The organism is Vineibacter terrae, from assembly GCF_008039615.1.
Taxonomy (GTDB): Bacteria; Pseudomonadota; Alphaproteobacteria; order Reyranellales; family Reyranellaceae; genus Vineibacter; species Vineibacter terrae.
The window spans coordinates 1-20,593 of the sequence record NZ_VDUZ01000079.1 but is presented as its reverse complement, the minus strand read 5'-3'; the positions used below and the strand labels follow the sequence as shown (position 1 = coordinate 20,593).

Genomic DNA, 20,593 nt, shown 5'->3' with positions numbered 1-20,593 from the left:
CGCGTAGCGATGGGAAGGTGAGGGGTACGAGCGATCAGTCCCTACTTTTGCTGCATGGCTCGATCGTTCCTACCCCTCACCTTCCATGCCTTCGGCATGGGCCCCTTCCTCTCCCCGCTGCCGCGGGGCGAGGAGACGGCGCCGGTGCTCCCGCGAATCCCTGCCCTCCGGGGGAAGGATTAAATCACAAGCTCCGAGCGCAGCGAGGAATCTCCCGCGAGTAAACGCACCGTGCGCCTTGCCGCAGGAGATCCCTCGCTGCGCTCGGGATGACCGGAAGCCCGCATGCGGTAGTCCAGCATCACCGAGGCGCGCGGCCGAGGAAGCGGTCGAGCACGTTGCGGGTGATCTGCTGGGTGCAGAAATCGCCACGCGCAAGCCCCATCACCCACTCGCAGCTGCCGGCGGTGAACACCTCGCCACGACCGCGCGGCATCGAGACGATCACGCCCGAGCCGTAGCGCTGCGGATCCTTGTCGCCGTCGGGTGTGCCCGGCGGCACCAGCTTGGTCATGGAATTGGCCCGCCCGTTGCCAAGATAGTAGCGGAAGCCCTCGCCGCGGTGCTCCTCCTCGACCCGCACAGCCGGCGCCAGCGCCAGGATCTCGATCGATGGCGGCGCGCCGTCATCGCCGGTGGGATACGGCAGGCCGCGGCGGAAGGTATAGTCCAGCCCGTCGACCTCGTAGCCGAAGATCCCGGCCTCGCCGCCGATCACGTCGCCGTAGGAGGCTTCGGTGCCGGCGAACGCCCAATGGCCTGGACGGTAGACGGTGAAGCCGCGGCTGCTGCGCGGGACCAGGCCGCCCCACGAGGCATAGACGCCCTGCAGGCCGTTGACGCCCATCGTCGTCGCGCCCGGCCAGCCGATGGCCGGATCCTCCCAGGCCCCGGTCAGCAGCTTGGCGTCACCGGTGCCACGCACCGGATCCTCGGCATGCGCACGCGCCTTGTAGCAGACCTGCCGCCGGCCATCGTCCTCCAGTCGGACCTGCCACAGGTAGTTGCCGGCGAAGCGGGCCAGCCTGCCGCCACCCTCGACGAACGCATCGACGGCATGCCGCATCTGGGCTGTCCAGTATTCGTCGTGGCCGACGATGACGGCCGTGGCGTAGCGCTGCAGGATCTCGGGCCGGTAGTGCAGGTCGGTCTGCGTGATCATGTCGAAGGCATAGCCCGATCGCTCGGCCCACACCGCGAAATGCCGGTCGAACTGCGCCCAGCCGGCAGACGCGAAATACTGCGCGAAGCCGTTGGTGAAAGCCCACTCCTTGGTGGGATAGCGCGGCGCATCCCAGGCGCGTCGCAGCTGCGGATCGCATAGCCGCGGTGCCCCGGGCGGCAGCCACACGAGGCCGCGCGTCCAGGGACGCTCGATGCTCAAGACGGGCGAGAACTGGTTGCGGTCGGGACCGTCGATGCCGTCATAGGCGTTGGCGCCGCCCCAGTCGTTGTAGGCCAGCCAGGTCGATGTCGGCAGGATCAGCAGGAAGCGATCGCGAGGCGCCGGATCGACCGGCGTCACGACGAAGAAGTGGTGCTGCAGGAACGACGCGCCCGTCTCGGCCGTGCAGGTCGAGGCGACGCGGTAGAAGCCCGACGGCAGGTCTTCCGGCAAGCGCCAGCGATGGCTGACCGGCCAGCCGCAGCCGTCGCGCCAGGCCTGGGCCGGCATGGGCACGAAGCGGCCGGGCACGTCCGTGGCCTCGTGCACCAGCGTCGGCGCTGCACCATCGCGCCACACCTGCAAGGTCCAGCTTGCCGCCGTTGTGCTGGTGTGGAAGCTGACCTCGGCTCCCGGGGCGTAGGATATCGCGTCGGTGTAGGTGTAGACCTCAGGCACGGCCGGATCCTCGCGCGGCGCCTCGTACCAGTGGGCCAGGTGCCAGGAATCGCCGGGATGCATCGCCACAGAATGCCGCTTCACGACATTCATCGGCTTGTATTCGGGCATTGATGCCCGGCGGGACTCGGTCGACATCAGCAGGTCCTCGGTGGTGCGCTGGACAGCGGGAAGACTAACCACAGAGGCACAGAGACAGGGAGGAACACAGAGTGAAGGCATCGCGGCCTTCGCCTCACCTCAACGTTCTCTGTGTTTCTCTGCGTCCTCTGTACTACTGACCTCAAGCATCTTCGCAAGCCGCGGTGATTTTTGTAGCCTTCATGGTGAGCACAGGTGAATGCGAAGCATTCACCGAGTCGAACCATGAAGGCGTCGCACGGACAGTGGTGCGGCGCTTCATGGTTCGACAGGCTCACCATGAAGCACTCCTCCGCCATTTGGTTGCGGCCAACGGCTGCGCTGTGCCTCTGTGGTGAAGTCTTCGAGGGCAGGTTGCTACTTCACGGACACGTTCCAGAACCGCGGCAGGTAGTACGGGGTGAATCCCTCGACCTTCTTGTTGTTGAAGGCGCGGATGGTGCCGGTGTCGCCGATCTTGATCATGTAGGCCTGATCCAGCACACGCTTCTCGATGTCGGCCCAGGCGGCAACGCGCAGCTTGGGATCGAGCGAGGTGTAGAAGCGGTCATAGGCACCGTCGAGCACGCCATCACCCTGCACGTGCGGGAAGGTATAGAACATGACCTTCCACTGCTGCGGTCCCAGCAGCGGGTTCGAGCAGAAGCCGGTGGTCGACACGTTCCAGGTGCCGGTGCCGCGCTGCATGTTGCTGGCGTTCGTCGTCCAGTCCACGACGTCGACGGCGACATTCATCCCCGCCGCCTTCATCTGCTCCGACAGCACCAGGATGGCGCTGCGCATGGTCACGTAGTTGGAGTTGGTCTGCAGCGTGATCTTCTCGCCGGCGTAGCCCGCCTTCTTCAGCAGCTCCTTGGCCTTCGCCGGATTGTTCTGGCTATAGTACGGCTTCATGGCGTCGCCCTGGTAATAAGGGCTGCTCGCATACACCAGCGAGTGGGTGGCCTGTCCCAGCACACCCATTGCCTCCAGCGTATCGGAGGCGTTGACGACCGACGCAATCGCCTGCCGGACAAGCGGGTTCTTGGTCGGACCCTGCTGCGTGTTGACGACGTATACCTGCATGCAGAACGGGAAGATCTTCAACACCGAAAGATCCGGGCGCCCGTCGAGGCGCTTGGCAAGATCCGGTGGGATGTCGCTCACGACATCGGCGCCACCGGACTGCACGGCGGCGACGCGCGTATTGGCCTCCGGCACGAAATTGTAGCGCACCGAGTCGAGATAGGCCGTGCGCCGGCCGGCGAGGCCGTCGGGTCCGGGCGAGCGCGTGTCGGCGACATAGCCGTCGAAGCGCTTGAGCACGAGGTGGCTGTCCTTGACCCATTCACCCAGGGTGAACGGACCGGTGCCGATGATATCGAGCTCGCGTGCCGGCTTGTCGCGCTGCTCGGCGGGAATGATCGCGAAGGGATAGACCGGCGATTTCAGCACATCGACGAAGACCGCATTGGTCTTGGTCAGGCGCACGATGAACGTGTAGGGATCAGGCGTCTCGAAGCGCTCGACATCGGCCAGCACGCTGGCGTTGGGGCTGATCCGCTTGTAGCGCTCGAATGACGCCAGCACGTCAGCCGACGTCATCTCCTTGCCGTTCTGGAACTTCACGCCTTTGCGCAAGGTGAACGTGAAGGTCTTGGCATCGTCGCTCGTCGTCACGGTGTCGGCCAGCGACGGCTTGGTGTTGTAGTTGGCGTCGATCGCGACCAGCGTCTCGAAGATGTGATGGATGATCTCGAGCTCGACCAGGCTCGCCGCAACATGCGGGTCGAGCGTGCCCGGGCCGGACAGGTTGGCATAGACCACCGTGCCGCCCTGCTTGGGTTGCGCCAGCACGTCGGCCGGCAGCGCCAGCCCGGCTGCTATCGGCAGAGCCAGCAGGGACAGTCGAAACGGTGTCGCGATCGTCTTCATGTGCATCTTCTCCCTATCGTGCTTGGGTTCGAGCCTGTCATCCCGAGCGCAGCCTATGACCTCGCTGTCATCCCGAGCGTAGCGAGGGATCTCCTGCGGCAAGGCGCACGGTGCGCAATTCGCGGGAGATCCCTCGCTACGCTCGGGATGACGGCAGGGGCATAAGCGAATGCCCTGCCTTTGCGGGAGATCCCTCGCTGCGCTTGGCATGACGGATATCTATTCATGCAGCCGCGACCGGCGGGATGCGTGCGGCCCAAGGGAGCGCCTGCTCGAGCAGGGCGCCCAGCCGCAGGATATTGCCGTCGGCATGGCGCGGACCGATGATCTGGACACCGGTGGGCAGGCCGTCCCTCGCCCATCCCGACGGCACCGACAGCGCCGGATGGCCGGTGAGGTTGAACGGATAGACGAAGCCGGTCCAATGCGGCTGCACCGGTCCCACCGCAGTCCCGTCGATGTCCACGATGCCGCTCGCGCCGTTGAAGTCGGCCGCCAGCGCGGTGCGCGTCAGGGTCGGCGAGACGAGGAAATCGTAGGTGTCGAACAGGCCCTGCACGGCGCGGAACAACCGCGTGCGGGCATTGATGGCGCGGATATAAGCGGCGACATCGTGCTTCTTGCCGGTGGCGACATAGGCCCGCAGCACGGGATCCGTGCGGTCGCCGAAGCGGTCGACCACCGGGCCCAGATTGTTGGCGATCGAGCACAGATAGAGCACGCGCTGGTCTTCCGCCATCCAGTCGATATCGGCCGTCACCTCCTCGACCTCGGCGCCCAGCCCCTCGAGCACGCCGAGCGCGGCGCGGGTATTGGCGGCGACGTCGGCCGCCACCGCCTTGTTGCCGGCACGGGCGAGATAGCCGATGCGCAAGCCCGACAGGTCCTGCGCCAGCAGGGCCGGCGCCACCTGGCCCAGAGGCGCCACGTTGGCCGTCCACGGGTCCAGCGCATCGGGTCCGGCCATCACCGACTGCATCAGCGCCGCATCGGCAATGGTGCGCGTGAGCGGCCCGGCCGCGACCACGTTGCCGAAGGCATCACGGGCTTCCTGATAGGGGATCGCGCCGGTGGTGCCCTTGAGCCCGACCAGGCCGCAGCACGCCGCCGGGATGCGGGTCGATCCGGCGCCGTCGCTGCCCAGCCCCAGCGGCGCGAGGCCGGCCGCCACAGAAGCGGCGGCCCCGCCGCTCGAGCCGCCTGGCGTGCGCTCCAGATCCCAGGGATTGCGTGTCGTCCCGAAGATCGGCGCGTCGGTCTGGCCCTTGATGCCGAACTCCGGCGTGGTCGTCTTGCCGATCATGATGGCGCCGGCAGCAGCGAGCCGCGCGACCAGCGTGTCGTCGCGGTCGGGCACGTGGTCGGCATAGGCGACCGAGCCGAAGGTGGTGCGCACGCCCTTGGTCGGGATCAGATCCTTGATGCTGACGGCCACGCCGTGGAGCGGCCCGAGCTTCTGCCCCGACATCACCGCCTGCTCGGCCTCGCGGGCCGCCTTGCGGGCCTGATCGGCGGTCACGGTCACGAAGCAGTTGAGCTTGGGCTGCAGGCGCTCGACGGCTGCCAGCACGGCCTCGATATGCTCGACGGGTGAGAGCTTCCTGCGCCGGATCAGGGCTGCGATCTTGGTGGCCGGCGTGAAGAGCAGATCAGACATCTACGGGTACCCAGTGAAACGTCACAGATCGCGGCGCGCCCTTCTGTCATCCCGAGCGCAGCGAGGGATCTCCCGCGGATGACGCACCGTGCGCCGATCGCGGGAGATCCCTCGCTGCGCTCGGGATGACAGAAGGGCCCTCGTACAGATGACAGGCCGTCTGCCGCCCGTCGCCCGTCTCGCGCAGCACCGGGATATCGACACGGCAGCGCGGCATGGCGTGCGGACAGCGGGTGTGGAAGCGGCAACCCGGCGGCGGCACCAGCAGGCTGGGCACCTCGCCGCCGATCACCTGCGGGCGCACCCGCGCCGGATCGGGGCGCGGCACGGCGTCGAGCAGCGCCTGGGTGTAGGGATGCTGCGGCTTCTCGTAGAGCACGTCCTTGGGCGCGACCTCGACGATCGAGCCGGCGTACATCACCGCGACACGGTGGGTGACGGCGCGCACCACGGCAAGATCATGCGCGATGAACAGGTAGCTCAGGCCGAACCGCGCCTGCAGGTCCATCAGCAGGTTGATGATCTGCGCCTGCATCGACACGTCCAGGGCCGATACCGGCTCGTCGCACACGATGAAGGCCGGCGCCAGGGCCAGCGCCCGCGCGATGACGATGCGCTGCCGCTGGCCGCCGGAGAATTCGTGCGGGAACCGCTCGGCGCTGTCGCGCGGCAGGCCGACCATCTCGAGCAGCTCCTTGACGCGGTCGTTGCGGTCGCGGCGCGACATGGTGCCGGCAATGTCGATCGGCTCGGCGATCGAATCGCCGACCCGCAGCCGCGGATTGAGCGCGGCGTGCGGGTCCTGGAAGACGAACTGCAGGCGCGAGCGCACGGCTGCGAGATTGGCGCGCCGCTCGGGACCGGTGATCGGACGGCCAAACAGCTTGACCGAACCGCCCGTGGGCTCGAACAGGCCGACCAGGATGCGCCCGGCCGTCGACTTGCCGGAGCCCGACTCGCCCACCAGGCCCAAGGTCTCGCCGCGGCCGATATCGAAGGACAGCTTGTGCAGCACATGCAGCATCGTGGGCTGCCCGCGCTGCCCCTTGATCTTGAAAGCCATGTCGAGGTCGCGCACCTCGACCAGCACGTCATCTGCCATCAGCTTGTACCTGAGGTGCGGGTGCGCGGCGTGCAGCGCACCCGATGCGTGGCGCCGATCGCGACCAGCTCGGGCGCTGCCGCCTGGCAGATCGCCTCGACATGGGCGCAGCGGGGGCCGAAGCGGCAGCCGGCGATGGGCTCGTCGGCATCGGGGATGCGCCCGGGAATGGCATAGAGCCGTCCGGCGCCGCCTTCCAGGGCCGGCATCGACGCCATCAGGCCTTCCGTGTAGGGGTGCCGCGGCGCGCGGAACAGCACGTCGACCGGCGCATCCTCGACGATGCGGCCGGCGTACATCACGATCACGCGCCTGGCGAACTCGGCGATCACGCCGAGATCGTGCGAGATCAGCATCACGGCCATCCCCAGCTCGGCGCGCAGATCGCGCAGCAGCTCCAGGATCTGGGCCTGGATGGTGACGTCCAGCGCCGTGGTCGGCTCGTCGGCGATCAGCAGCCGCGGGCGGCAGGCGATGGCGATCGCGATCATCACGCGCTGGCGCATGCCGCCGGAGAGGCGATGCGGATATTCATCGACGCGGCGCGACGCGTCGGGAATGCGCACCAGGTCGAGCAGCTCGATCGCGCGCTGGCGCGCCGCGGCGCGGCTGACGCCCTGGTGCAGGCACAGCGTCTCGGAGATCTGGTCGCAGATCGTCAGCACGGGATTCAAGGACGACATCGGGTCCTGGAACACCATGGCGATGTCGCGGCCGCGGATCTGGCGCAGCGTGCGCTCCGGCGCGCGCAGCAGGTCCTGCCCGCCGTAGCGCACGCTGCCGCGCGCGAAACGTGACGTGCCGCGCGCATGCAGGCGCAGCATGGACAGCGCCGTGACGCTCTTGCCGCTGCCGGACTCACCCACCACGCCGACGCAGTCGCCTTCCGCGACGTCGAACGAGACGCCCTCGATGGCCGTCGTCCAGCCACGGTCGGTGCGGAACTGGACCGTCAGGTCCTCGATCGAGACCAGGGAGGATGCGGTCATGGGCAGGCCCTTTCGGACCGCGCGCGTCCACGCGCGCATCGGCGCGACAGCGCCGACCGCACTTCGCTCTCCGCTTCGCTGCGAGCGATTGCGCGCGTGGACGCGCGCGGTCCAAAGAAAGAAACCATCATCGTCAGCCCGACTTCAGGCGCGGGTCCAGCACGTCGCGCAGGCCGTCGCCCAGGAGGTTGAGGCCGAGCGCGGCCAGGCTGATGCCCAGTCCGGGGAACAGCATCACCCACCAGGCCTCGGTGGCGTAGTCGCGGCCCTCGGCGATGATGTTGCCCCAGCTCGCCGTCGGCGGCTGCACGCCCACGCCCAGGAAGCTGAGCGCCGCCTCGGCCAGGATCGAATAGGCGAAGACGAACGTCATCTGCACCAGCAGCGGGCTGACGCTGTTGGGCAGGATGTGGCGGAACATGATCCGCAAATCGCTGGCGCCCGCGATGCGCGCGGCCTGCACGTAGTCCAGCTCGCGCACCACCAGCGCCGAGGCGCGCACGATGCGGGCGCCGGCCGGCACATAGGCCACGGTGAGCGCGATGATCACGCTCTCCATGCGCGGTCCCAGCGCCGCCGTGATGCCCAGCGCCAGCAGGATGGCGGGGAACGACATCAGCGCGTCCATCAGGCGCATCAGCGGCGCGTCCAGCCGACGGAACTGGGCCGCCAGCACGCCGATGACGGCGCCGCATACGCCCGACATCACGGCCACGACCAGGCCGATCCACAGCGACACCCGCGCGCCGTAGAGCACGCGCGTGAGCACGTCGCGCCCGAAGCTGTCGGTGCCGAAGGGAAAAGCCTCGGACGGCGGCTTGAAGCGCAGCCGCACCTTCATGGCCGAGGGGTCGATCCCGGTGATGACTGGCGCGAAGATCGCCGCCACGGCCAGCAGCAGCACCAGGCAGAGGCCGATCTGGAAGGAGCGGTGCGCCGCCAGCCGCCGCAGCGCGATGAAGCGCCGGCGCGGCGCCAGCACGGCGCCGCCGGCAGGACCGGTTGCGAGCGCGATCTCAGTCATAGCGCACCCGCGGATCGGCCACGGTGTAGAGCAGGTCGACCGCCAGGTTGATGGCGACGAAGGCGAAGCCGTAGATCAGCATGACGCCCTGCACCAGCGGGTAGTCGCGGGCCAAGATCCCCTGAACCACCAGCCGGCCGATGCCGGGCAGCGCGAAGACCTGCTCGATCACCACCGAGCCGCCGATCGCGGTCGACACCAGGATGCCCATGGTGGTGATGACCAGGATCAGCGCGTTGCGGAAGGCGTGCTTGCCCACCGTCACCCACTCGCTCAATCCCTTGGAGCGCGCCGTGCGGATGAAGTCCTGGCTCAGCACGTCGAGCATGGCCGAGCGCGTCATGCGCGCCAGGAAGCCGATCTGGAACAGGGACAGCATGATCGCCGGCAGGATCATGGACCGCAGCCACTCGATCGCGCCCTGGTCGATCGGCACATAGCCGCTGGACGGCAGCCAGCCGAGGATGACGCTGAACACGATCACCGACAGGATGGCGATCCAGAAGCCGGGGATCGAGACTCCCAGCAGCGCCACGCCCATCACCAGCGAATCGACCCAGCTCTGCCGGTAGTAGGCGGCGACTGAGCCGGCGAAGATGCCGATCGGCAAGGTGATGGCGATCGACAGGCCGGCCAGCGACAGGGTGACCGGCAGCCGCTCGGCCATCGCCGACAGGACGGTCTGGTTCAGCATCAGCGACGAGCCGAACTGGCCCTGCAGCAGGTGCAGGAACCAGATGCCGAGCTGCTCCAGGAAGGGCCGGTCGAGGCCGAGGTTGCGCCGCACCTGCTCGATCGCCTCCGGCGTCGCCTGGTCGCCGGCGATCAGAACCGCCGGATCGCCCGGCAGCAGGCTCATCAGCAGGAAGGCCAGGACCGAGACGATGAGGATCACCGGCACGGCCTGCAGCAGCTTCAGCAGGGTGAGACGGATCATCAGTACCGCCCTCCCCTGCGTTCGCGCCGCGGCCCGTCATCCCGAGCGAAGCGAGGGATCTCCCGGGAATGGAGTCTTCGTCCGCAGGAGATTCCTCGCTGCGCTCGGAATGACGGAAATTCGCTGGCCCAGCCCAATGTCGGAGCCTCAGCCCGCCGGATCGAGCCAGACATCCCAGAGCTGCAGGATGCCGGGATAGTCGGTCTGTCCCATCAGCCTCTTGGAGTAGCCGCTGAGGCGGCCGGAGTCGGCGATCTTGATCATGTAGCCGTTGCCCAGCACCTGCTGCTGGATCTTCAGCCACGCCGCGCGCCGCTGCTCCAGGTCGGGCGCCGCGAAGAACTCCTTGTAGGCGGCGTCCAGCGCGTCGTTGCCCTTGATGCTGGGGAAGGCATAGATCATCGGCCGCCATTGCTGCGGTCCCAGGATGTGGTCGGGACCGAACAGCGTCGTCGACAGGTTCCACTCGCCGGTGCCCTGCTGCATGTGGGCGGCGTTGGTCGTCCAGTCGACAACCTTCACGTCGACGTTCATCCCTGCCCGCTTGAGCTGCTCGGCGACCACCAGCATGGTCGTGCGCATCCACTGGTAGTTGCTGTTGGTCTCGATGATGATCTTCTCGTTCTTGTAGCCCGCCTTCTTCAGGAGCTCCTTGGCCTTGGCCGGGCTCTTCACATCGTACCACGGCGACGGCGCGCTCTCGCCGAGGTAGTACGGCGTATTGGGGAACGACATCCACGGATTGGGCTTGTTGACGCCGCCGGTCGCGTCCGTGATCTCGGTGATGTCGATCGCGGCGGCGATCGCCTGCCGGATCAGCACATTGGCCGTCAGGCCGTACTGCGAGTTGACGATCACGTAGGTGCCGCCGACCGGGAACACCTCGCGGACGGCCAGCTCCTTGCGCTGCTCGATCCGCTCACGCAGCTCGGTGGGGATGCTCGACGCGAGCTGCACCTCGCCCGTCTGCAGGGCGGCGATGCGGGTCGTGGCCTCGGGGATGAAGCGGTAGCGCACCTGATCGACGTAGACGGTCTTGCGGCCGGCATAGCCGTCGCGGCCCGGGGCGCTGGTGTCGGGCACGTAGCCGTCGAAGCGCTTGATGACGAGGTGGCTGTCCTTGACCCACTCGCCCAGCGAGAACGGCCCGGTGCCGATCACGTCGATGCCGCGCGCCGGCTTGTCCTTCTGCGACGCCGGCAGGATCATGAACGGGAAGATCGGCGACTTCAGCACGTCCAGCAGGACGACATTCGGCGCCTTCAGATGGATGATGAAGGTGTAGGGATCGGGCGTCTCGTAGCGCTCGATGCCGGCGAGGTTGCCGGCATTGGGGCTGACGCGCTGGTAGCGCTCCAGCGACGCCTTGACGTCGGCCGAGGTCAGCTCCTCGCCCGTATGGAACTTCACGCCGCGGCGCAGCTCGAAGGTGTAGGTCCTGGCATCCGCCGACGCGGTCGCCTTCGAGGCCAGCATCGGCCGGGTGGCGTTGCGGTTGTCGAGCGCCACCAGCCCTTCGAAGACATTGTGGATGACTTCCAGCTCGACGGCGCTGGACGACACATGCGGATCGAGCGTGCCCGGCCCGGACACGGAGGCGTAGATCAGCGTGCCGCCCTTCTTCGGCTCGGCGTGAGCCGGCATTGCGCCCAGCGGCCCCAGGGCAAGCGCGCCCAGCGCCAACGCACCACGCGAGAAATCCCGCCGTCCCAACAAGGCCATCTCGATCCCTTCAGTCGTTCCGCACGTTGTGACCGGGATGCCCGGCGACCCCCGCCGGCCAGGCACCCAGCCGATGTATCATATATATTCAAACGGCATGCCAGCCCTAATCACGGCTGCGGCATGCCGGGCTTCACCGCGCCGCGAGCGCGGCGAATGCCTCCTTGGTCGCTTCGAGGGCGAAATCAATATCGGCCTCGGTATGCGCCGCGGAGAGGAACATGTTGTGGCGCGGATGCAGGTAGACGCCGCGCTTCAACGCCTCGACCGTGAAGCGGTCGCCCTTGGCGCAATCCGGATCGTTGTCGAACAGCAGGGTCGGCATCTGGGGCGGGCCGCTCTGGCGCACACCGATGCCCGCTGCCGCCGCCTGGGCGGCGATGCCCTGGCGCAGTCGCAGGCCCATCTCGCGCATCCGCCGCGGCCCGTCGATGCGCTCCAGCTCGTCGATCGTGGCCAGCGATGCGGCCATCGACACGGCGCTGTACCAGAACGAGCCCGTCACGAACACTTTCGAGGCGGCATCGCGGAAGCGTTCATTGCCGGTGACCGCCGCCAGCGCGTAGCCGTTGGCGATCGCCTTGCTCCAGGCGCTGAGGTCGGGCTGCACGCCGACCAGATCCCAGCTGCCGCGCAGGGTGAGGCGGAAGCCGGCACGCACGTCATCGAGGATCAGGGCAGCGCCCCTGGCATCGCACAATTCGCGCGCGCGGCGGGCGAAAGCCGCGTCCGGCAGCTCCTGGTCGAGGCCGTAGTCGTGCCGGAAAGCCGAGACGATGACAGCCGCCAGATCGTCCCCCGCCTGCGCCACGGCGGCCTCCAGGCTGGCCGCGTCGTTGTAGGTGAAGGTCAGCAGATGGGCGCGGTCCTCGGCCGTCACGCCCAGCGGATAGGGCGAGCACCACGGCACCGCGCCGTGATAGGCACCCTTGGCCACCAGGATCTTGCGCCGGCCGGTGGCCGCCCGCGCCAGCGTCACGCAGGTGGTGGTGGCATCGGTGCCGTTCTTGGCGAACATCGCCCAGTCGGCGTGCGGTATGAGGCCGACCAGACGCTCGGCCAGCTCCACCATGCGCTCGGACGGCCCGTTCAGGCAGTCGCCGGCCGCCATCTGGCGCTGCACCGCCTCGGTCACCGCCGGATGCTTGTGGCCCAGCACGATCGGGCCCCAGCTGCACATGAAATCGACATAACGCCGGCCGTCGACGTCCCAGAGATGGCAGCCCTCGCCGCGGGCGAAGAACTGCGGATAGCCCGCCGGCAGGCCGGCGCTGCGCATGTGGCCGTACATGCCGCCGGGGATCACGCGTTGCGCCCGTGCCCGCAGCTTCTGGTCTGGCGTATCGACCTGGACGTTCATTATCGGCCCTTCGTTCGGGAAAGTGGCGGGAAGATATATGATATATCTCTATTACACAACGCGGTGTTGCTGGTGACGGGTGGGACCGCGTCGCTCCAGCGACGCACCGGCCCGAAGGGCCGGATCATGATCATGAGCGCCGCTGGAGCGGCGCGGTCCCAGCCGTCGCCAGCACCGCCGGAACCTCCCCTACGCCTGAGCTTCGCGCAGCGGGGCGCGCTTGCGCTTGGCGGGCGTGCGGAAGTTCAGCTGCATGCCGCCGTCGGGCGTGTCGAGCAGCTCGACCTCGCCGCGCTCGATCTTCTCCATCAGCGCCACCAGGAGCGCGCCGCCTTCGATGATGTCGTCCTGGATGGCCTGGCGCGCTGCGGCCGCGTCGCGGCGGCGCAGCGCCTTCATCAGCGTGACGTGCTGGTGCGGCCCGGGATAGGTCGGCGTCGCATGGGGATACAGGAACTTCAGCAGCGGCCCGTTGCGCAGCCAGATGCTTTCCAGGATCGAGACCAGGTCGACCATCTGCGAGGCGCGGTAGACCAGGAAGTGGAAATGAAAGTTGGTGAAGTTGGCGGCCTCGTGATCGCCGCTCTTCTCCGATGCGATCAGCTGCTGGTGCAGCTCCTCGAGCCGCGCGAAGTCGCCGGCCGTCAGCAGCGGCGTCGCCTTCTCGGTGGCCAGCCCTTCCAGCAGCATGCGCACCTCGCGCAGCTCCTTGTAGCGCGACAGCGACAGCTTCGCGACCGTGATGGCGTGGCTGGAGCGCATCTCCAGCCCGCCCTCGCGCACGAGCTGCATGATCGCCTCGCGCACCGGCGTCTGGCTCACGCCCATCGCGGCGGCGATCTCGTGGATGCGCAGCCGCTGTCCGGGCCAGAAGCGGCCGGCCATCAACGCCTCGCGGAGCTGGGCGTGGACCCGCGAGGTCAGGTTCTCGCGGCTGCTCACTGTCAGTCCGGCCAGCATCATGGCTCCTTGCCCTTGTCGTGCTCAGGACTGCGAGACATACACGTGGCCGTTGCGGAAGGATAGATGGCGATGCTGCGTGGCGCCTGCCGTCACGGCCGCCCAGTCGTAGAGCATCGGCACCATCTCGCCCTTCGCCCAGGCGGCATTCTGGTTCATATGCCACGGGCTGTCGGGCTCGCCCGACGCGCCGTGGAACACCACCCAGCGGCAGTTCTCCCAGGCGCCGACATCGAAGACATAGCGCGACAGCGAGGCATAGACCGCGCGCGTGCCGATCGCCGCGATACAACCGGTGGCAAAGACCGTGTCGTTGTCGCCGCCCACCGGCGCCGAGGCGCGATCGAGCGCGGCGGCATGGTCGGGAAAGGTCGCCGACAGCGGATGGGTGAAGCGCGGCTGGTGCACGATCCCCCAGGGCTGCATCTTCTCGGCCGCGGCCTGTGCCAGCGCCAGGCGCAGCAGCTCGTCCCACGACGCCCCGCCCAGCAAGGTGCAGTCGTCGGCGCGCAGCAGGCCGGGCACCGCCCACCACAGCTGGTTCTCGGCCACCGTGCCCGGCGGCACCTGGCCATAGGGGCTCTGCGCCACGGCCCGCAGGCCGCTGCGGTCGGCCACCAGCCGGGTCAGCGCCAGCCGCACGGCGACATAGGCGCTGGCGCCGATCGAGTCGGCCGCCATGCGGCCATCCCAGTCCAGGATGCAGCGCTGCAGCGCCGCCGCCTGCGGCTCGTCGATCGACATCGTGCGCAACCGCTCGCGCAGCTCGCCGCCGGGAATGGTCTGCACGTCGCGATGGATGTCGGCCATGGCCTCGACCGACGCCGATGCCAGCGCCGCCAGGCGCTGCCAGATCCGCCGCGCCCGGTGCGGCGGCATGGCGTCGGTGCACAGATAGTCATCGCCTTCGGCCGCAACGCGGTTGTTGGCCGTGACCACGATGCCGCCAGCCGGATCGATCGCCGCCGGCATGCGGTGCCAGTCCACGATGCCGTCCCATTCATGCTCGCCCGTCCAGCCCGGCACCGGCAGCCAGCCGTTCGAGCGCGGGCGGCGCGGCACCTTGGCGCGCACGCGATAGCCGATCCGGCCGCCGGTATCGCCGGCCACCAGGTTGTGGTCGATCAGGCCCCACTCGCGCGTGGCCTCGTAGAGGGTGGCGACCATCCCGGCCCGCAGCATCGGGATCATGCAGTCGAAGGACCGATCGGTCTCGGCGAACTGCATCGAGCGCAGCGCCAGCGCCGTGCCCGTGCGCGGATCGCCGGCGATCACCGGCCCATGGCGCGTCTCGACGACATCGGCCTCGATGTCGGCCTCGCCGCGCACCGCGATCCGCTCACGCCGGTGCCGCACCGGCTCCCACTGGCCCTTGAACAGGCAGGTCCGTGCGTCGTCCGAGAAGCGCTCGACATAGAGGTCGTGGATGTCGACGAAGGCATGGGTCACGCACCAGGCGACGGCGCCGTTGTGGCCGAAATGCGGGAAGCCCGGCACGCCCGGCACGGTCAGGCCGATGACGTCGAAGTCGTCGCAGGCCAGATGGGCCTGGGCGTACATGTTGGGCATCTCCAGCGCCCGGTGCGGATCGCCGGCCAGCAGCGGCCGGCCGGTCGCGGTGCGCTCCGGCGCCAGCGCCCAGTTGTTGCTGCCGCCGCCGCTGACATCGATCGCCGCCGTCTCCAGCAGCGCCTCGATGCCGGGGCGCAGGTCGGCCATCGCCGCCTTGTACGGACCTGTCTCCAGGCCCGGCGGCAGGCACAGAAGCTCGTTGCCGCCATCCTCGTAGCGCAGCCGCGTGATGGCTTCGGCGCCCACGATCGGCAGCGCCGCGGCGCGCCACAGCTTCCACCACACCGAGCCCATCAGGAAGCCGATCTGGCGCATCACCGCGATGGAGTGCCAAGGCTGCCACGCCATCGGCTCGGCCCCCAGCAGGCGATGCTCGACCGGGCGATATCCCGTCGCGATGAAGGCGTTGACGCCGCTGGCGTAGGCTTCGAGCATGGCGCGCGCCTCGGCGCCCAGGGCGGCGAAATCGCGCTGCGAGGCGCCTGCCGTGTCGAGCCGGCGCGCCAGGATGTCGGCGTTGACCGCGGCCTTGCCGGTCCACTCGGCGTAGCGTCCGATGCCGCGGCGCAGCAGGGCCTCCATCTGCCACAGCCGGTCCTGGGCGTGGGCGAAGCCCAGGGCCGCGAACGCCTCCGCCTGGCCGCGCGCCTTGATGTGCGGGATGCCCCAGGCGTCGCGCCAGATATCGGCCCCGGCGATGCCGGCGGCAGCGTCTGCAGTCATGGGCACTTGTTCCTTGCCAATGCGGTTCCGATCAAAGAATATATCATATATGTCCATGTCCATGCGGCTGACGCAACCCGCTTCTGCAGCGGCGATGCGCCGTCCCGCCCCAGCGATCGGTTGAGCAGGATATCATGAGTGGTTCTGAAGCGACGGCGCCGAGTGCGCGCTGGCTGGCAGGTTTTGCCGACTCCCTGCAGCGCCAGGATATCCCGGCCGTCCTCGCCCTCTTCGGCGACGACAGCTATTGGCGCGACCTCGTATCCTTCACGTGGAATATCGTCACCGTCGAAGGTTATGCCGGCATCCGCGACATGCTGGCCGCGACGCTGGCGACGGTGAAACCGCAGGGTTTCGCCATCGAGGGCACGCCACGCGCCGCCAACGGCATTGTCGAGGCATGGTTCACGTTCGAGACCGCGCTCGGCCGCGGCAAGGGCCATGTCCGCCTCAGGGACGGCAAGGCCTGGACCGTGCTGACGACCCTGCAGGAGCTGAAGGGCTTCGAGGAGAAGCGCGGCGCGACCCGCCCCCTGGGCACGGTGCACGGCGCCATCCGCGGCCGCGAGACCTGGCTCGACCGCAAGCGGACGGAAGAAGCCGAGCTCGGCTACAGCCGGCAGCCCTACTGCCTGATCATCGGCGGCGGCCAGGGCGGCATCGGCCTGGGGGCGCGGCTGAAGCGCCTGGGCGTGCCGACCCTGATCGTCGACAAGAACGAGCGGCCCGGCGATGCCTGGCGCAAGCGCTACAAGTCGCTCTGCCTGCATGATCCGGTCTGGTATGACCACATGCCCTACCTGCCCTTCCCCGACCACTGGCCGGTCTACACGCCGAAGGACCAGATGGGCGACTGGCTGGAGGCCTATACCGGGCTGATGGAGCTGAACTACTGGCCGTCGACCGAATGCCGCGAGGCGCGCTTCGATGCCGAGCGCGGCGAATGGACGGTGGTCGTCGACCGCGCCGGCGAGCGGGTCGTGCTGCGGCCCAGGCAGCTGGTGCTGGCGACCGGCATGTCCGGCGTGCCCAACATGCCGGGCTACCCCGGCGCCGACCGCTTCAAGGGCGTACAGCACCACTCCAGCCGCCATCCCGGCGGCGAGGCCTTCGCCGGCAAGAGATGCGTGGTCGTGGGCTCGAACAACTCGGCGCACGATATCGCGGCCGACCTGTGGGAATACGGTGCCGACGTCACCATGCTGCAGCGCTCGCCCACCCTGGTGGTGCGCTCCGAATCGCAGCAGCAGCATGGCCGCAGCCTCTACTCCGAGGAAGCGGTGCAGTCCGGCATCACCACCGACATGGCCGACCTCACCGTGGCGTCGATCCCCTACCGGCTGGTGCCGCAGTTCCAGATCCCGGTCTGCCGCAAGATCCAGGACGCCGACGCCGCCTTCTACGACAGCCTGCGCCAGGCCGGCTTCATGCTCACCTTCGGCGAGGACGAATCGGGCCTGGGGCCGATGTATCTGCGCCGCGGCTCGGGCTACTACATCGATGTCGGCGCGTCGGCGCTGATCGCCGATGGCCGCATCAAGCTGAAGTCCGGCGTGAGCATCGAGCGCCTGACGGCGGATTCGGTGGTGCTCAGCGACGGCACCACCCTGGCCGCCGACCTGATCGTCTACGCCACGGGCTACGGCTCGATGAACGGCTGGGCGGCGCAGCTGATCTCGCCCGAGGTCGCCGACAAGGTCGGGCCCTGCTGGGGCCTGGGCTCCGGCACCAACAAGGATCCCGGCCCCTGGGAAGGCGAGCTGCGCAACATGTGGAAGCCGACCGCGCAGGAGGCGCTATGGTTCCACGGCGGCAACCTGGCGCAGTCGCGGCACTACTCGCGCTACGTCGCGCTGCAGCTCAAGGCGCGGCTGGAAGGCCTGCCGACGCCGGTGTATCGCGCCCCCGGCTGAGGAGGAGAACCGCATGAACGACGCCGATATCGGCTACCTGCCCGCCAGCACGCTGGCGGCGATGTACCGCAAGAAGGAGATCTCGCCGGTCGAGGTCGTCGACGCCGTCCTGCGGCACATCGAGCGGTCGGAGCCGGCGTTGAACGCGATGGCGCGGCTGACCGCCGAGCATGCGCGGGCGCGGGCGAGGACGGCCGAGGCGGCGCTGCTGCGCGGCGAGGCGCGCAAGCTCGAAGGCATCCCCGTCACCATCAAGGACCTGCAGCAGACCAAGGGCGTGCAGACCGATTTCGGCAGCAACATCTTCAAGGGCACGGTGCCCGACGTCGATGCGCCCTGTGTCGCGCGCCTGCACGACGCGGGCTGCATCATGCTGGGCAAGACGACGACGCCCGAGTTCGGCTGGAAGGGCGTCAGCAACAGCCCGGTGAGCGGCGTCACACACAATCCCTGGAAGCACGGCTACAGCGCCGGCGGCTCGTCGTCGGATGCCGGCGCCGGCGCGGCCGCGGGCTACGGCCCGCTGCACCAGGGCGGCGACGGCGCCGGCTCGATCCGCCTGCCGGCGCATTTCAACGGCGTCTTCGGCCTGAAGCCGACGCATGGCCGCATCCCCAACTGGCCGATGTCGAACAACGACCTCGCCACCTACATGGGCCCGATCACGCGCACCGTGGCCGACGCGGCGCTGATGCTGGAGGCGATGGCCGGTCCGCATCCCTGGGACTACACCACGCTGGAGGCCGCGCCGCAGGACTACGCCGCCGGGCTGCCGGCCGACATGAAGGGCAAGCGCATCGCCTTCAGCCCCGACCTCGGGCATGCGCGGGTCGACCCCGACGTCGCCGCCCTGGTGGCCGACGCCGTGAAGGTCTTCGAGGCGATGGGCGCCCATGTCGAGCAGGTGACGCCGTCCTGGGGACCTGAAGGCGTGGAGCTGGTCGACTTCTTCTGGCCCACGGTCTATGCCGGCTACACCCGCTTCCTGCCGGAATGGGAAGACCGCATGGATCCGGGCTTCGCGGCGATGCTGCGCTCGGTCGAGAACGTCAAGCTGTCGACGTTCATGAACATGCGCACCCGGCGCTTCACCTATTGCCAGCGCATCCACGAGTTCTTCGAGGACTGGGACTATCTGCTGACGCCGACGGCCAGCGTCGCGGCCTTCCCTGCCACGCTGCTGCAGCCGGCGCACTGGCCGGAAGAGCCCGGCTTCTTCCGCTACATCCAGTTCTCCTATCCCTTCAACTGGTGCGGCAACCCGGCCGTGAGCGTGCCTTGCGGCTTCACGGCCGGGAACCTGCCGGTCGGCCTGCAGATCGTGGCGCCGCGCTTCGACGATCTGGGCGTGCTGCAGGCCAGCGCCGCGTTCGAGGCTGCCCGCCCCTGGTCACAGCACCGGCCCGCGCCCGGTTGAGCACGGCCGGCCGTTCTCCTCAGCCCAGCGTGGCGATGAACGCCTGCAGCGCGGCGCGGGCGGCATCGACGGCCTTCTCGGCGTCGGCCCGCTGCTTGGCCAGCGCCTCCAGCTCGGTCTCCTGCCGGTCGAGCGTCGCCAGGTAACGGCGCTGCAGGTCGGAGTTCGCCGGCACGCTCTTGAGGTTGTCACGGATGCGCTGCTGCTCCTGCGCAATGCGCGTGCGCTGCGCCTCGCCCTGCTCCGCCTTCTTCTCCGCCGCCTTCACCGCGCCCTGGAGCTGCACGATCCGCGACAGCGCATCGCGGGTCTTCTGGTCGAAGGCAGCCGCCTTGGCGAAGTAGGCGATGCGGTCCTCGCTGCCATCGATCAGCGCCAGCGTCTGCTGGACCACCTTCTCCTGCACGACCTCGAAGGTCTGCGTCTCGCCGCCCTTCAGATCGAACGGGATCCGGTACTTGCCCCCGACCTGGCCGATGTTCGGCGTGACGGGCCTGGTCAATGTCCAGCCGTCGAGCCTGGGCGTCTCGACCAGCAGCTGGCGGTCCTCCTTGGCCGGCGCCTTCACCCGATAGATCATCGTCTGGCGCTGCATCGCCTCGTAGCGCAGCACGCCCTGCGCGATGCTGCCGCGCACCAGCGTCTCGGTGCGCGCCGACTCGGTCTCGACCACCACCTTCTGGTCCAGCGCGTAGCTCAGCAGCCGGTTCTCGCCCACCGGCAGCGCCGACAGCCGCGCATCGCCGACATAGGCGACCTGGCCGCCATTGCGCTCATAGATCGTGACCACGCCCGGCGGCAGGCCGGTGCTGCCGTTGTTCTCCAGCCGCACCGAGGCCAGCGGGTGGCGCGGATGCGTCTCGGGCTGGAACAGCGCCTGGCGCTTCACCGGCGCCTCGCCGTTGATGATCGGCACCGACAGCGTCAACCCGTTGCCCACGCTCACCGGGTTGGGGAAGTGGAACGACACCTGGGTCAGCGCCTCCTGCGCCGCGACCTGCTCGGCCGGCGCGGCGACGGTCTGGCGCCGCAGCTCGTCCTCGGCGGTCGGCGCGCCGAGATACGGCATGACCCTGCCATCGGGGCCGCGCTGGTCGCGCGCGCGGCTGGCGGGCGCAGGCGCAGGCGGCGGCGGTGGAACGGTGGCTGCCACTGCGCCCTGGTCGGTCTTCGGCATCAGCCGGCCAACAATGTCGACCGGCACGTAGGGGCGGTCGACGTAGTAGGATTGATACAGCGCCTGCCGGAACGCCACCGGATGCCCCGACACCAGCGTCAGGTCCACATCCTTCCAGTCCTGGCCGCTCATGTTCTCCACA

At 68.6% G+C, this 20,593-nt stretch carries 12 protein-coding genes and 2 pseudogenes; 2 read left to right on the top strand and 12 right to left on the bottom strand.

All coding sequences use genetic code 11. From position 1 onward, the window contains the following. Window positions 1–301: 301 nt before the first annotated feature. The 11 genes and pseudogenes from FHP25_RS38685 to FHP25_RS38635 all read right to left on the bottom strand — a co-directional run bounded on the left by FHP25_RS38685 (window position 302) and on the right by FHP25_RS38635 (window position 15,944). On the bottom strand, window positions 302–1,981 hold the full coding sequence (locus FHP25_RS38685) for a N,N-dimethylformamidase beta subunit family domain-containing protein (RefSeq protein WP_218578953.1): 1,680 nt from the start codon (window positions 1,979–1,981) through the stop codon (window positions 302–304). Between the two features lie 360 nt (window positions 1,982–2,341). After that, entirely contained in the window at window positions 2,342–3,898 is a 1,557-nt protein-coding gene (locus FHP25_RS38680) for an ABC transporter substrate-binding protein (RefSeq protein WP_147852352.1), read from the bottom strand. 223 nt (window positions 3,899–4,121) lie between these two features. Continuing rightward, window positions 4,122–5,555 (bottom strand): amidase, encoded by a 1,434-nt coding sequence (locus FHP25_RS38675; protein ID WP_147852351.1) that lies wholly within the window; start codon window positions 5,553–5,555, stop codon window positions 4,122–4,124. Between the two features lie 142 nt (window positions 5,556–5,697). Next, window positions 5,698–6,657: pseudogene (locus FHP25_RS38670) on the bottom strand (ABC transporter ATP-binding protein); the annotation flags it as partial. After that, window positions 6,657–7,646, bottom strand: coding sequence for an ABC transporter ATP-binding protein (locus FHP25_RS38665; protein WP_147852349.1), 990 nt, complete (start codon window positions 7,644–7,646; stop codon window positions 6,657–6,659). The pseudogene FHP25_RS38670 and the gene FHP25_RS38665, both read right to left, overlap by 1 nt. Window positions 7,647–7,779: 133 nt before the next feature. After that, a complete protein-coding gene (locus FHP25_RS38660) occupies window positions 7,780–8,670 on the bottom strand; it encodes an ABC transporter permease (RefSeq protein ID WP_147852348.1) in 891 nt (296 codons plus the stop codon). Beyond that, window positions 8,663–9,607 (bottom strand): ABC transporter permease, encoded by a 945-nt coding sequence (locus FHP25_RS38655; protein WP_147852347.1) that lies wholly within the window; start codon window positions 9,605–9,607, stop codon window positions 8,663–8,665. The genes FHP25_RS38660 and FHP25_RS38655 overlap by 8 nt, the downstream gene beginning before the upstream one ends. Window positions 9,608–9,754: 147 nt before the next feature. Further along, window positions 9,755–11,329, bottom strand: a complete 1,575-nt coding sequence (locus tag FHP25_RS38650) for an ABC transporter substrate-binding protein (RefSeq protein ID WP_147852346.1) — start codon at window positions 11,327–11,329, stop codon at window positions 9,755–9,757. A 133-nt stretch (window positions 11,330–11,462) separates the two neighbouring features. Then, a complete protein-coding gene (locus FHP25_RS38645) occupies window positions 11,463–12,689 on the bottom strand; it encodes an aspartate aminotransferase family protein (protein ID WP_147852345.1) in 1,227 nt (408 codons plus the stop codon). Between the two features lie 189 nt (window positions 12,690–12,878). Then, a complete protein-coding gene (locus FHP25_RS38640; protein ID WP_147852344.1) occupies window positions 12,879–13,652 on the bottom strand; it encodes a GntR family transcriptional regulator in 774 nt (257 codons plus the stop codon). A 21-nt stretch (window positions 13,653–13,673) separates the two neighbouring features. Then, complete coding sequence (locus FHP25_RS38635) at window positions 13,674–15,944, bottom strand: penicillin acylase family protein (RefSeq protein ID WP_178134109.1); 2,271 nt, start codon at window positions 15,942–15,944, stop codon at window positions 13,674–13,676. A 134-nt stretch (window positions 15,945–16,078) separates the two neighbouring features. On the opposite strand from FHP25_RS38635, the gene FHP25_RS38630 reads away from it, so the two are divergent. Then, the gene (locus tag FHP25_RS38630; protein ID WP_147852342.1) at window positions 16,079–17,857 is read left to right on the top strand and encodes an NAD(P)/FAD-dependent oxidoreductase; all 1,779 of its coding nucleotides are present in this window, start codon (window positions 16,079–16,081) and stop codon (window positions 17,855–17,857) included. 13 nt (window positions 17,858–17,870) lie between these two features. Next, window positions 17,871–19,274 carry an amidase family protein gene (locus FHP25_RS38625; RefSeq protein ID WP_147852341.1) on the top strand — a complete coding sequence of 468 codons (1,404 nt, stop codon included), beginning with the start codon at window positions 17,871–17,873 and terminating at the stop codon, window positions 19,272–19,274. Between the two features lie 19 nt (window positions 19,275–19,293). Here the strand turns inward: FHP25_RS38625 and FHP25_RS38620 are convergent. Continuing rightward, a pseudogene (locus FHP25_RS38620) lies at window positions 19,294–20,593 on the bottom strand (hypothetical protein); the annotation flags it as partial.

Excerpts from the sequence above, each read along its gene's own strand:
- FHP25_RS38685 (WP_218578953.1), bottom strand. The coding sequence starts at position 1,981 with ATGTCGACCGAGTCCCGCCGGGCATCAATGCCCGAATACAAGCCGATG.
- FHP25_RS38680 (WP_147852352.1), bottom strand. The coding sequence starts at position 3,898 with ATGAAGACGATCGCGACACCGTTTCGACTGTCCCTGCTGGCTCTGCCG.
- FHP25_RS38675 (WP_147852351.1), bottom strand. The coding sequence starts at position 5,555 with ATGTCTGATCTGCTCTTCACGCCGGCCACCAAGATCGCAGCCCTGATC.
- FHP25_RS38665 (WP_147852349.1), bottom strand. The coding sequence starts at position 7,646 with ATGACCGCATCCTCCCTGGTCTCGATCGAGGACCTGACGGTCCAGTTC.
- FHP25_RS38660 (WP_147852348.1), bottom strand. The coding sequence starts at position 8,670 with ATGACTGAGATCGCGCTCGCAACCGGTCCTGCCGGCGGCGCCGTGCTG.
- FHP25_RS38655 (WP_147852347.1), bottom strand. The coding sequence starts at position 9,607 with ATGATCCGTCTCACCCTGCTGAAGCTGCTGCAGGCCGTGCCGGTGATC.
- FHP25_RS38650 (WP_147852346.1), bottom strand. The coding sequence starts at position 11,329 with ATGGCCTTGTTGGGACGGCGGGATTTCTCGCGTGGTGCGTTGGCGCTG.
- FHP25_RS38645 (WP_147852345.1), bottom strand. The coding sequence starts at position 12,689 with ATGAACGTCCAGGTCGATACGCCAGACCAGAAGCTGCGGGCACGGGCG.
- FHP25_RS38640 (WP_147852344.1), bottom strand. The coding sequence starts at position 13,652 with ATGATGCTGGCCGGACTGACAGTGAGCAGCCGCGAGAACCTGACCTCG.
- FHP25_RS38635 (WP_178134109.1), bottom strand. The coding sequence starts at position 15,944 with ATGACTGCAGACGCTGCCGCCGGCATCGCCGGGGCCGATATCTGGCGC.
- FHP25_RS38630 (WP_147852342.1), top strand. The coding sequence starts at position 16,079 with ATGAGTGGTTCTGAAGCGACGGCGCCGAGTGCGCGCTGGCTGGCAGGT.
- FHP25_RS38625 (WP_147852341.1), top strand. The coding sequence starts at position 17,871 with ATGAACGACGCCGATATCGGCTACCTGCCCGCCAGCACGCTGGCGGCG.